The 11,945-nt window shown below is 66.3% G+C and carries 11 protein-coding genes, 1 tRNA gene and 1 pseudogene; 12 read left to right on the top strand and 1 reads right to left on the bottom strand.

Translation table 11 applies throughout. From position 1 onward, the window contains the following. Positions 1-8: 8 nt before the first annotated feature. Positions 9-79 (bottom strand) — tRNA-Gln (locus tag DTA22_RS18320). Between the two features lie 238 nt (positions 80-317). Here DTA22_RS18320 and DTA22_RS18315 point away from each other — a divergent pair. From DTA22_RS18315 to DTA22_RS18260, 12 genes and pseudogenes are all read left to right on the top strand, one after another. Beyond that, complete coding sequence (locus tag DTA22_RS18315) at positions 318-932, top strand: TetR/AcrR family transcriptional regulator (RefSeq protein WP_206031502.1); 615 nt, start codon at positions 318-320, stop codon at positions 930-932. A gap of 114 nt (positions 933-1,046) precedes the next feature. Then, positions 1,047-1,689, top strand: a pseudogene (locus DTA22_RS18310) (ScbR family autoregulator-binding transcription factor). Positions 1,690-2,049: 360 nt separating this feature from the next. Continuing rightward, positions 2,050-2,514, top strand: a complete 465-nt coding sequence (locus DTA22_RS18305) for a GyrI-like domain-containing protein (RefSeq protein WP_112300468.1) — start codon at positions 2,050-2,052, stop codon at positions 2,512-2,514. After that, positions 2,511-2,936 (top strand): hypothetical protein, encoded by a 426-nt coding sequence (locus DTA22_RS18300; protein ID WP_112300466.1) that lies wholly within the window; start codon positions 2,511-2,513, stop codon positions 2,934-2,936. The genes DTA22_RS18305 and DTA22_RS18300 overlap by 4 nt, the downstream gene beginning before the upstream one ends. Before the next feature lie 194 nt (positions 2,937-3,130). Next, positions 3,131-3,907: a hypothetical protein gene (locus DTA22_RS18295; RefSeq protein ID WP_112300464.1), complete on the top strand. Its 777-nt coding sequence runs from the start codon at positions 3,131-3,133 to the stop codon at positions 3,905-3,907. Further along, positions 3,904-6,033 carry an Rv1355c family protein gene (locus DTA22_RS18290; RefSeq protein ID WP_112300462.1) on the top strand — a complete coding sequence of 710 codons (2,130 nt, stop codon included), beginning with the start codon at positions 3,904-3,906 and terminating at the stop codon, positions 6,031-6,033. Before DTA22_RS18295 ends, DTA22_RS18290 begins: the two co-directional genes overlap by 4 nt. A 14-nt stretch (positions 6,034-6,047) precedes the next feature. Further along, a complete protein-coding gene (locus DTA22_RS18285; protein ID WP_037243995.1) occupies positions 6,048-7,892 on the top strand; it encodes a putative bifunctional diguanylate cyclase/phosphodiesterase in 1,845 nt (614 codons plus the stop codon). Between the two features lie 240 nt (positions 7,893-8,132). After that, positions 8,133-8,570, top strand: a complete 438-nt coding sequence (gene acpS / locus DTA22_RS18280) for a holo-ACP synthase (RefSeq protein WP_112300460.1) — start codon at positions 8,133-8,135, stop codon at positions 8,568-8,570. Next, positions 8,567-8,809: an acyl carrier protein gene (locus DTA22_RS18275; protein ID WP_112300458.1), complete on the top strand. Its 243-nt coding sequence runs from the start codon at positions 8,567-8,569 to the stop codon at positions 8,807-8,809. The genes acpS and DTA22_RS18275 overlap by 4 nt, the downstream gene beginning before the upstream one ends. After that, entirely contained in the window at positions 8,806-10,014 is a 1,209-nt protein-coding gene (locus tag DTA22_RS18270) for an acyl-CoA dehydrogenase family protein (protein WP_112300456.1), read from the top strand. Before DTA22_RS18275 ends, DTA22_RS18270 begins: the two co-directional genes overlap by 4 nt. Beyond that, positions 10,011-10,961 carry an amino acid--[acyl-carrier-protein] ligase gene (locus DTA22_RS18265; protein WP_112300454.1) on the top strand — a complete coding sequence of 317 codons (951 nt, stop codon included), beginning with the start codon at positions 10,011-10,013 and terminating at the stop codon, positions 10,959-10,961. The genes DTA22_RS18270 and DTA22_RS18265 overlap by 4 nt, the downstream gene beginning before the upstream one ends. Beyond that, positions 10,958-11,923, top strand: a complete 966-nt coding sequence (locus DTA22_RS18260) for a DUF1839 family protein (protein WP_112300452.1) — start codon at positions 10,958-10,960, stop codon at positions 11,921-11,923. Before DTA22_RS18265 ends, DTA22_RS18260 begins: the two co-directional genes overlap by 4 nt. Positions 11,924-11,945: the final 22 nt, after the last annotated feature.

Genomic DNA, 11,945 nt, shown 5'->3' with positions numbered 1-11,945 from the left:
AGGCTCCGCTCCGCCGCCAGGACTCGAACCTGAACTATCTGAACCAAAATCAGAGGTGCTGCCATTACACTACGGCGGATTGCCACACACACGGGGTGTCACGCCCGTTTGCGCGAGAGAATCCTCGCATGCCGACCCGCCGCCCGTCGAACCGCTGCGGAAATTTGTCTCGAACGCCCCGATAGAGTGGGTGCTACCTGCAGTGTTTCGACGCTGCCCGCGGCACTTCATCGTCGCGAGTGTCAGGAAAGGATGGTGCCTCGGTGCCCCGACCCACGGACGTGGACGCGACCCCCGAGAGGGCGGTCCGCACCCGGATGACCGGTACGCAACGCCGCGAGCAGTTGATCGAGATCGGTCGCGCCCTGTTCGCCGAGCGAGGCTACGAGGCGACGTCGATCGAGGAGATCGCACAGCGGGCGCACGTCTCCAAGCCGGTCGTCTACGAACACTTCGGCGGCAAAGAGGGCCTCTATGCCGTGGTCGTGGATCGGGAGATGTCGCGGCTGCTGGAGATGGTGACGTCGTCGCTGAAGCAGAACCGCTCCCGGGTCCGGGTCGAGCGGGTGGCGCTGGCGCTGCTGACCTATGTGGAGGAGCACACCGACGGATTCCGCATCCTCGTCCGCGACTCTCCGGTGGCGGCACCGGACGGAACGTATTCGAGCCTGCTCAACGAGGCCATCGGTCAGGTCGGGCACATCCTCGCCGGCGATTTTTCACGGCGTGGCTTCAATCCCGATCTGGCCCTGCTCTACGCGCAGGCGCTGGTCGGAATGGTGTCCACCACCGCGACGTGGTGGCTGGACGAGCGGACGCCTCCGAAGGAGGTCGTCGCCGCGCATCTGGTCAACCTGTGCTGGAACGGGTTGACCAATCTCGAGGCGGATCCCCAGCTGGGCACCGATCGGCCCCGCACGACACCTCAGTGAACGTGTTCTCGTTTTCCGACTCGCGGTTCAACTTCACTAGGGCTGCGCCTGTCAAGTGCTAGGGTTCGCTGGAGTTTGCGCGCCCCGTCGGGGGGGTTGTTCGGGAGGCAGTCGATGGCGAGACAGGTTCGAGCAGAGGTAACTCGGGCTTCGGTCCTCATGGCGGCGGCCGACGTCTTCTTGCGGCTCGGCTACGCCAATGCGGGTCTGAACGAGATCATCGAGCAGTCGGGTGTGACCAAAGGCGCGCTCTATTTTCCACTTCAGTTCCAAGGAAGACCTGGCCCGCGGTGTCATCGACGAGGGGCAGATCCGGCTCACCGCCGGAATGACGTCCGTCAGCGACGGGCCGACGCCGGCACTGGAAGCGCTCGTCGCCTTGTCCTACGTGGCGATCGAGGCGGCGAGTTCCGACCCGATCGTCGCGGCGATGCTGCGACTGCAGCACGAGATCGGCGACTACCAGGGGACGCACGGCAACGTGGTCTCCTCGTGGCAGCAGGGTTTCGAACGACTCGTGGCACGAGCGGTCGAGGAGGGCGACGTCCTCGCGGAAGACGACGTCTCCACGGGAACTCTGTCCACATTCCTGCTCGGGTCGCTGCTGGGGGCCCACGTGGTCGCGACCGCGACCGGCGCCTTCGACGATCTTCCCCGTCGCATGGAACGGGTCTGGTACTTCATTCTTCCCGGACTGGTCGAGCCGTCGAAGCTCGTGTATTTTCGCCAGTTCGCATCCCGGCGCCTGCTGCGCTAGAAAACCGCTTCCGCGGGAAGAGGTTTCCGCGACCAGGTGCGGGATCGTCGCCACATTGTTAGGTGTGTCACAGGCTGGAGTCGGGCATTCGCATTAAACACACCTCGAATCCAATAGAATCGGCCAAAAAATACTTTGAGTATGTACTTTGCCAGACAAAACGGTTCCACATCCTAGTTGAAAGGAATGCGTCGGTACCGCCGTGGTTTGCCCAGTTAGGCACTGGGCTTTGCGAGGCCAATGACGCCGTCTTGGGTTACCGGAGGATGTATTGTGAAATCTCGTCCCCCGAATTTCCGGGTGGTCGAAAGATAACCGCCATTGCCAGCCCAATGAGCCGATGACATCGGAGGGTGCCCGATGCCGTTCGTCATTGTCGAACGCGAAGAGACGCTGGTCGCTGGACTGGCCGTCCGTAGCCCCAAGCGGGCGCTCGGAGAAGCCCGCGACAAGGCTCTCGAAAAGACGTGGTCGACTCTTCTATCGCAGAACGTGGATCGGCCTCTGGCCTCCGCCTATGTCGACCACGCGCCCGAGATCAATTCGTACTACACACAAATCGTCGGCTATGAGTGCTCCTCTCTCGATCAGGTCGGACGCGGGCATCTGGTGTCGCGGATTCCTGCGGGAACGTATGCCAAATTCTCCTCGGTCGGAACGTTTCCCGATCTCTTCGACGCCCTCTGGGGGCAGATTCGCGACGCGGAGGAATCGCATCAAATTCAGCGGTCCTACACCGGTGATTTCGAGTTCTACCCGCACGCATTCGGGATCGATCTGTACGTGGCGATAGTGCCACCCGCCACCAGGCAGGGGCAGCAATGAGTTTCGAGATCGTCAAGCGTGAGTCGACCGACTTCGGTGGGCTCACTCTGCCGCGCATAGAACTGGGTCCCTCGGCGCACGCCACCGACCTGATGAAGTTCACGCGTGAGCGTGTCCAGCAGCGAGGGGTCGAGGAACTGACCACCGTCTACGTCGCCGTCCCGGATCTGGGATGGACCGCGGTGATCGGATACCGCTGCATCGACCTCGATCACCTCGACATCGGCGACGTGCTGGTGCGCGTCCCGTCCGGCTACTTCGCCAAGTTCACCCCCGACGGGCGGTCGTCCGACCCGATCGAGGACGTGTGGATTCAGGCCGAGCTGGCGGAGAAGGAAGGGCGCATCGAGCGTGCCTACGCGGAGGAGATCGAGGTCTTTCGCGCGCCGAGCAGCGTCGAGCTGTTCATTTCCCTCAGCTAATAACAGGCGGAACTTACCGACCTGAAGTTTGTTTTTGGGCCCATTTGTGGCATCACAGGTGACAAATCCGGAGTAAACGCGGAAAATGGGTAGCCGCGGGGCTGTGACCGGGTGTTCGTGTGTCCAGTTCTTGGGGTCTTTACGTAACCCGTGAGTCCCCGGAATTGCCGCACCGACGCCCGATGGGAATACCAATGCCTGTTGAACAGCTGACGAACCCGCAGATGGATGTACGGTCGACGGAGACCATACTCGATCGAACTCTGAGTGTGTGGGATCCGCGGGCGGAGTGTCGCTTCGTCGTCGCCCGGCCCGCCGACGAGCCGACGCTCTGGGAAGAATATCTCGAGGGAGCGGTCGCGGGCTATCGCAAGTACGGGGCCGAGAAGGCGCTCGAGTACCGCCAGATTCAGGCCGGCGACACCACCGCACTCTTCTTCGTCGCCATCGACTCGAACGGCACGGTCGCGGCCGGCGTCCGCGCCCAGGGGCCGTATCTTGTCGCTGATCAGGCGCACGCGATCACGGAATGGGGAACCGATCCCGGCGCTCCCGCCGTCCGCCGGATGATCGAGGACCGGTTGCCGTTCGGTGTCGTGGAGGCGAAGGGTGCATGGGTGGCGGACACGGCCTCCCGGCGGGGTGAACTCGTCGGTGCACTGGGCCGTTTCGCCACCTTCTCGATGGATCTGCTCGACGTCCAGTTCATGCTCGCGACCGCCGCCTCCCACGTCCTGGACACGTGGCGAACCACCGGTGGGGTAGTGGCCGACCATATTGCTCCCGTGCCCTATCCGGATGACCGCTACGAGACGCGGCTGATGTGGTGGGATCGGAGTAGGCGCAGGGGCCGCGCCGAATCCATGCAGCTGGCCCAACTGTTACTCACGACGTCCCGACCGACGCCGTCGGCAGGCATCGCGACGGGGACGGGAGGAAACGTCGTCCGGCCGATGCGGAGCGTCTCGTGAACGAATCCCGCGGTGAGTACACCGCCCTGCTGCTCGACGAGGGCCACTCCGGGGACGCGGCGGTACTCGACCGTCTCCGCCGCGACCCCGCGGTAGTCTTCGTCGATCGGCTCGGCCAACAGTTCGACAGTCTCCGTTCCCTCGTGCCCACGCCGGGACCCGGTGTGCTGGACGAGGCTCCGGTGTGGGCGTACTACTCGTGGCGACGGACCGTGGTGCGTCTGCTCGGCCCCGTATCGTTCCGGCTGCTGCGGCTGGACCGGAATCGGAACAAGATCACCGTGCAGGAGCAGGAACGCCTCAGGGACGTGACCGTCGGGATCGTCGGTCTGAGCGTCGGTCACGCGGTCGCGTTGGCCCTCACGCTGGAAGGTGCGTGTGGGAGCCTGCGGCTCGCGGACTTCGACACCCTCGAACTGTCCAACCTGAATCGGGTTCCCGGAACGGTTCTGGATCTCGGCGTGAACAAGTCTGTGGTCGCTGCCCGCAGGATCGCGGAGATCGACCCCTACGTCACGGTGACGTTATGGGAGGACGGTCTCGACACCGGGTCGGTGGCCGAATTCCTGGACGGCACGGACGTGGTGATCGACGAATGCGACTCCCTCGACGTCAAGGTGTCCCTGCGACGGGAGGCCAGGCGGAGGGGATTGCCGGTGCTGATGGCGACCAGCGACCGGGGTCTGCTGGACGTCGAGCGATTCGACCTCGAACCCGATCGGCCGGTCTTCCACGGAGTGATCGGTGATGTCGACGTGGAATCGCTGGCGGGGCTCGGCTCGCGGGACAAGATTCCGCTGGTCCTCCGGATTCTCGACGCGGGACAGCTGTCGGCGACGATGGCGGCATCGTTGGTGGAGGTGGACGAAACCATCTCCACGTGGCCTCAGCTCGGAGGCGAGGTGCTGCTCGGCGGGGCGGAGGTCGCGGCGGCGGTGCGGCGCATCGGACTCGGACAGCCGCTCTCGTCGGGTCGGTGCCGCATGGATCTGGATCGGCATCTCGATGCCCTCACCGATCCGCCGAGACCGCACGATCTACCGGAGCAGCCCGCGAATCGTGCCGTGCCCGCAGCGGTCTCGCACGACCCCGTCGACGCGATCGTGCATGCCGCGTCCCGCGCGCCGTCCGGCGGCAACGTCCAGCCGTGGACGATCGCGGCGGACGAGGTGGGGCTGACCATCTCCGTGGCCCCGGAACATACGACGGCCATGGACGTCGGGTACCGCGGCAGTTGTGTCGCAGTCGGCGCCGCGCTGCACAACGCCCGGATCGCCGCGTCGGCCGCGGGACTGCTCGGCGCCGTGACGGTCCACGACGGGGACCGTGGACTTCCCGTCGCCACGATGACGTTCGGCAGCGGCAACGACCGGGAACTCACCGACCGCTACGAGCAGATGCTCGACCGGACCACCAATCGCAGGCCGGGCGTGCCCCGGCCGTTGGACGACACGCAGGCGGGACTTCTCGCGGAGGCGGCATCTCGCGAGGGTGCACGCCTCTGCCTGGTCACCGACCGGGACGACGTCGCGACGATCGGCGCCATTCTCGCGGAGTCGGACCGCATCCGATTCCTCACGCCGACCCTGCACCGCGAAATGATCGGCGAGTTGCGGTGGCCGCCCCTGGATTCGGTCGAGACCGGCATCGACGTTCGCGCACTCGAACTCGATTCGGCGGAATTGTCGACCCTCGCGCTGCTGCGGAGACCCGAGGTCATGGAACGACTCGGCGCACAGGACGCGGGACGCGCCCTCGGCAAGTCCACCGCGGACCGCGTCGCGTCGAGTTCGGCCGTCGCGGTCGTCGCGATTGCCGGCAGCACCCCTCGGGACTACGTGCGCGGCGGTGAGGCGACCGAGAGCGTGTGGATCCACGCCCAGGCGCTCGGACTCGCCGTCCAGCCGATTTCACCGGTGTTTCTCTACGGTGTGGAAAGTGCGGAACTCGAGCAACTCTCACCACGGTATGAGGCACCATTGGAGAGGCTGCGGGAGGAACTGTTCGACGTCGTCGGAGCGAAGGCAGGTGAAGCGCTCGCCATGGTGTTACGGCTCAGCCATGCGCCGGGCCCGTCGGTTCGGAGCGAGCGCCTCGCCGACCGGGTTCGCAGGCGGATATCGTAAGGACAGGAGGGCCAGTGAACACCGAGAAGCAAACCGAAAAGCTCGAGACCCTGGTGACAACCGTGGCGTCCCGGCTCACGCCCGTCGATGCGGTCTCGTTCAGAAACGTGGCCACCCGCGTGTTGCAGGATCTCGTGGAGCACTTCGAGGTCGACACCAGCTTCCTCAGGTTCACCGACCACGAGATCGCGGCGACAGTCCTGGTCGCGGAATACCCGCTGCGGCCCTTCATCCCCGACCCCGACCCGCTCGGCGTCGTCTATTTCAAGGACGCCGACTCGACGTTCGCCCAGATCGAGCACCAGAAGGAAGTGGCCATCTTCCGTCCGGAGGTGTCCGGTCCGGATTACAACGAGCGGGTCCGCGAGGCGTCCGGGGTGCCGCAGGTGTCGCTCGCGGCCGTTCCGCTGCTGTCCGGTGACACGACGACGGGCACGCTCGGATTCATCAAGTTCGGCGACCGCGACTGGACCCCGCCGGAACTCGACGTCCTCAAGGCCATCGCCGCGCTGCTCGCCCAGGTCCAGGCGCGCATCGTCGTCGAAGAGCAGTTGCGCTACTCGGCCGACCACGATTCCCTCACCGGACTCAGTAACCGGCGCGCGCTCTACCACCACCTGGACACCCGCCTCGCCGAGTCCGAACCCGGGCCGGTCGCCATCCTGTTCCTCGACCTGGACCGGCTGAAGCCTCTCAACGACTTCTTCGGTCACGGAGCCGGCGACGGGTTCATCTCGACGATCGCGGACCGGCTCAGATCGAGCAGCGAAGCCGACGACCTCGTCTCCAGGCTGGGCGGCGACGAATTCGTGCTCGTGCTCGGTGGATCGGTAGGTCTGGAGGAGGCGGAGGCGCGGGCGCAGCACATCCGCGACGTCGTGACCGAGCGGGTGCGTCTCGGCCGCGAGGTCGTCAGTCGCAGTGTCAGCATCGGCGTCGCGGCGGGATATCCGGGTAAGGCCACCACAAGTTCACTTCTCAGCCAGGCCGACCAGGCCGTCATGGTCGCGAAGACCAAGGGCGGTAACGCGATCAGCGTCTTCACGGACGAGATGCAGGAGGAGAGCGAGAAACGCAACATGATCGAGCTCAGTCTGCGTGCGGCCATCGCGGACGAGTCGCTGTTCCTCGAGTACCAGCCCGAGGTCGACCTGCGGACCGGCCGCATCATCGGGGTGGAGGCCCTGGTGCGGTGGAATCACCCGCTGCTCGGGTTGCTGCAGCCGGCGTCGTTCATCGACGTCGCCGAGGCGACGAATGTGGCGGGGGAGCTCGGGCGCTGGGTGATCCGGAAGGCCTGCCGGCAGTGGGCCGACTGGCGGTCGCAGGTTCCCGAACTGGATCTGGATCTCCGCGTCAACGTCTCGCCGGGGCAGTTGGCCGGTCTGGATTTTCTCGACGTCGTCGCGAATGCGTTGACGGAATTCGACCTTCGGAAGGGCGCGCTGTGCCTGGAGATCACCGAGAACGCTGTGCTCAGTGACCTGACCTGGACGCGTGAAGCGCTCGAAGGGCTGCACGCGATGGATGTCGAGGTCGCGATCGACGACTTCGGCACCGGGTACAGCTCCCTCAGCCACCTCAAGGCGCTGCCGGTCGGGACGCTGAAGATCGACAAGGGCTTCGTGATGAACCTCGACAGCAATGCGGGGGACCGGGCGATCGTGAAGTCCATCATCGGCCTTGCCGAATCGTTCGGCCTGGAGCTGGTCGCGGAGGGCGTCGAGAACGTCGAGTCGGCCCGGCAACTTCTCGACATGGGATGTCATCGGGCGCAGGGCTTCCTGTTCAGCCGACCGGTCTCGGCGGAGAAGATCGGCAAGTTGCTGGTGGCCGGAGCCATCGAGGTCGGGCTGTAGCTCGCCTACCCGCGCGGCGCGACGGCGAATTCTCGGAGGAATCGCTCGCGCCGCATTTGCTGTTTCATTGCGTCGCGAAGACAGCGTTACAGACTCAGGGTATGTTTATGCCCACACCGCAGTACCTCTTGTCTTGAATCGCCGGTGTGCGGTAACTTCTCGAAGGGTTTGCTGGAGAGTCGCTGAGGACAGCTTCCGGCACGGAACGTGGGACTGTCGAAGACTGGAGCAGGGGGATCGATGTCTGGTGGTTCTGTCTCGTCGATCCCCGAGTCCCGTATCGGGTGCGACGTGATGACGGTCGGGCACGTGCGAAGCAGCGTCGAGCGTTTCGGCGACCGCTACCTGACAAGAATCTTCACGCCCCACGAACTGGAAACCTGCGAAGGGCCTGCGCGGGCACAACGGCTGGCCGCCCGGTTCGCGGCCAAGGAGGCCGTGGTCAAGGTGTTGCGACCCAGGGACGTCGCCTTGCCGTGGCAGTCCATCGAGATCCGGCGCGAGAGCTGGGGCGGATGCGGAGTGCGCCTGTCCGGCAACGCGTCGGCCCTCGCCGAGCGGCAGGGGCTCGGCGATTTCCACGTCTCGATCTCGCACGAGGCCGATGTCGCGATCGCGATGGTCACCGCGTCCCGGTACGGCACACCACCCCATCACCAAGGAGAACGCCACCCATGAGCGAGCAGACGATCCGCAAGGTTCTCGGCGACCACGCCCGGTTGTCCGTCGATGCCACGAGCATCGCCGTCGGCGCCGACCTCTACGAACTGGGTTTGACGTCGCACGCGAGCGTCAACGTCATGCTGGCGCTGGAGGATTCGTTCGACATCGAGTTCCCCGACGAACTGCTGCGCAAGAGTACGTTCGCGAGCGTGGATTCCATTCGGGGCGCACTCGTCGAACTCGGAGTGGCATGAGCATCGCCCTCGCGAGCGACACCGGGATCGAGTCCGCGCAGTCGTGGGGACCGGCGGCGCGAGCCGAGAGAGTCGTGGCCGAGGTGGCCGCGCGCTGGGCCGTCGACGTCGATCGGGACGCGCGCTTTCCGCAGGAAGCGCTCGACGCGCTCCGGGACCAGCGGTTGCTCTCGTGTGCCGTTCCCCCGGAGCTGGGTGGCGAAGGCGCGACGCTTCGCGAACTGTGCACGATCGCCCGGACCCTCGGGCGGCACTGCGCCGCGACGGCGATGGTGTTCGCGATGCACCAGACCCAGATCCTCTCGCTCGTACGACATCCGGGTTGCGACGGCGTCTCCGGCTTCCTGCGTGACGCGGTCGCCGGTCAGTATCTGCTCGCGTCGGCGACGACGGAACTGGGCATCGGGGGCGACGTGCGACGCAGCACGTGCGCGGTGGAGCAGTCCGGCGGGGTGGTGTCGCTGATCAAGAACGCCCCCGTGATCTCCTACGGCGAGTACGCCGATGCGATCCTCGCGACCGCGCGGCGTACCCCCGACAGCCCGCCGAGCGACCAGGTGCTCGTCGTCTGCCGGCGCGCCGATGTGACGCTCGAGCGCACCGGTGAGTGGAACACGCTGGGGCTGCGCGGGACCTGCAGTCCCGGTTTCGTGCTGCGTGCCACCACCACAGCCGACCTCGTCGTCGCCGACCCCTACGCGGAAATCTCGGCAGCGACGATGCTCCCGGTGTCGCACTCGGTGTGGTCGGCCGTGTGGCTCGGCATCGCCGACGCCGCGCTGGAAAAGGCGCGCCGGTACGTGCGAGTGGCAGCGCGGAAGCAGCCGGGTGTGGCCTCGCCCGCGGCGTCGCGTCTCGCCGAGGCGGCCGCCGTGCACCAGCAGTTCTCGGACGTCGTGTTCGCTGCGGCGCGCCGGTTCGACGACGCCGATGCGGCGCCCGCCGGTTCACCGGAGGCCGAAGTCGCGGGTGGAGTGGGTTTTTCGCTGGCGATGAACAACCTGAAGGTGACGGCGTCGACGCTGGTTGTCGACCTCGTCGGCAGGGCCCTGCTGATCTGCGGGATCGCCGGCTACCGGGAAGACACGGAGTACTCGCTGGGCCGGCACCTGCGCGATGCGCACGGGGCGGCCGTCATGGTCAACAACGATCGAATCATGGCCAACTCGGCGCAGATGGCCACGGCATACCGGGGGACGATATGAGCACGGATACAGCAGTGGAGCGGGAAGAGACGAGCGAACTCGAGCGGGCCCGCCGTGCGTTCCGGGCGGAACTGCTCGAGGCCGGACTCCTGGTGGACACGTCCGTCGCCGGCCTCTACGGACGGTCCGGGTTGTTCGAGGACATCGTCGACGGCATCGACGCCGTCGTGCGGGCAGCGGGCCCGGGTGCGTCCGCGGCTCGATTCCGGTTCCCTCCGGTGTTCCCGCGCACCAGTTTCGAGCGCACCGACTACATCGCGTCGTTCCCCAACCTGACCGGTGCGATCAACACGTTCATCGGCACCAACGCCGAGCACGCCCAACTGCTGGCGGCGCGAGCCGACGGCGAGAGCTGGGACAAGTGGCTCGAACCGACGGACACGATGCTGGTATCGGCGGCGTGCCACCCCGCGTACCCGATGTTCACGGGTGTGCTCCCGGACGGCGGTGCGCTGCTCGACGTGTACGGCTACTGCTTCCGGCACGAGCCGGCGTTCGACCCCGCCCGCATGCAGGCGTTCCGGATGCACGAGTTCGTGCGGATCGGCACGGCGGACCAGGCCGCGACCCACCGTGATTCGTGGATCGAGCGCGGGCTCGAGGTGCTGTCCGACCTGTGGCTGGACGCCGCGCCGGTGGCCGCCAACGACCCGTTCTTCGGCAGGGTCGGACGCATGCTCGCCGCCAACCAGCGCGAGGAGAACCTCAAGACCGAGCTCACGGTGCGCCTGTACGGCGATCTCGACGAGGGCACCGCCGTCGTCTCGTGCAACTGCCATCAGGACCATTTCGGTGTCACGTTCGACATCGCCACCGCGGACGGCGGTGTCGCCCACAGTGCGTGCGTGGGATTCGGGATGGAACGCATCGCGCTCGCGATGCTGCGGACTCACGGCATGGACCCGTCGCGCTGGCCGAGTGCGGTGAAATCCCGGATGTCGCTGTGACGTTGCGGCTGATCGACATCTCGCCGGACGGGTACGAACCGCACCCCATCCACTCCGGCGAACGGACGTGGACCGAGACCAACTGCTACCTCGACCTGTGGGTGGAGGTACTCCACTCGCTGGGGCTCGATCCGGTGCCGGCCGCGGCGTGCGCGTTCGGCGCCCGGTTCGACGGATCGCAGTGGACGTTCCTGAAGTTCAAGCCGGAGGATCTGTTCGCGCTCTACGGGATCGACGTGGGTGAGATGAACGTCTGGCGCCGGGTCCTCGACCACGTGGAGGACAATCTCGCGGCGGGAATGCTGTCCACCGTCGAGGTGGATGCGCACTGGCTCCCCGACACGGCAGGCACGGGTTACCGCGAGGGCCACACCAAGACCACGATCGTCGCGAACCACATCGACCGGGAGGGCGGTGTGCTGGAGTACTTCCACAACAGTGGGTATCACCGGCTGGCCGGTGACGATTTTCGCGGGTTGTTCGGGCTGGACGTCGCGGGGTCGACGACATTCACCCCCTACGTGGAGCAGGTCCGGTTCGACGGGGATCCGGGGTACCGGCCGGCGCGCTTCGAGGCGGTGCTGCGGCATCATCTCGCCACCCGACCGGACGGAAATCCGGTGCGCGACCTCGGTGAGCGGGTCGTCGCCGACGTGCCCTGGATTCGTAGCGCGGGCATCGACACGTTCCACCTGTGGACGTTCGGGGTGTTGCGGCAGTGCGGTGCCACCGCCGAACTGGCTGCCGACGTGTGCGAGTACCTCGAGCGCAACGGGTTCGCGGAGGCAGCGGCGTTCGCGCCGGGCTTCCGGGCGGTGGCGCAGGGTGCGAAGAGCGTGCAGTTCCAGATGGCGAGGGCCGCTCGCGGACGCAGTGTCGATCCGTCGGTGCAACTCGACGGCATGGCCGAGGCGTGGGAATCCTCGGTCGGCGGCGTGGCGCGAGTGGTCGGACGCGCATAGTGGATCTTCTCGCCGACGCTCG

It is taken from the genome of Rhodococcus wratislaviensis, from assembly GCF_900455735.1.
In the GTDB taxonomy this organism is placed as follows: domain Bacteria; phylum Actinomycetota; class Actinomycetes; order Mycobacteriales; family Mycobacteriaceae; genus Rhodococcus_F; species Rhodococcus_F wratislaviensis.
This window is presented reverse-complemented; position numbering and strand designations above follow the sequence as displayed.

Coding starts and splice junctions, on each gene's coding strand:
- DTA22_RS18315 (WP_206031502.1), top strand. CDS start 318: ATGACCGGTACGCAACGCCGCGAGCAGTTGATCGAGATCGGTCGCGCC.
- DTA22_RS18305 (WP_112300468.1), top strand. CDS start 2,050: ATGCCGTTCGTCATTGTCGAACGCGAAGAGACGCTGGTCGCTGGACTG.
- DTA22_RS18300 (WP_112300466.1), top strand. CDS start 2,511: ATGAGTTTCGAGATCGTCAAGCGTGAGTCGACCGACTTCGGTGGGCTC.
- DTA22_RS18295 (WP_112300464.1), top strand. CDS start 3,131: ATGCCTGTTGAACAGCTGACGAACCCGCAGATGGATGTACGGTCGACG.
- acpS (WP_112300460.1), top strand. CDS start 8,133: ATGTCTGGTGGTTCTGTCTCGTCGATCCCCGAGTCCCGTATCGGGTGC.
- DTA22_RS18275 (WP_112300458.1), top strand. CDS start 8,567: ATGAGCGAGCAGACGATCCGCAAGGTTCTCGGCGACCACGCCCGGTTG.
- DTA22_RS18270 (WP_112300456.1), top strand. CDS start 8,806: ATGAGCATCGCCCTCGCGAGCGACACCGGGATCGAGTCCGCGCAGTCG.
- DTA22_RS18265 (WP_112300454.1), top strand. CDS start 10,011: ATGAGCACGGATACAGCAGTGGAGCGGGAAGAGACGAGCGAACTCGAG.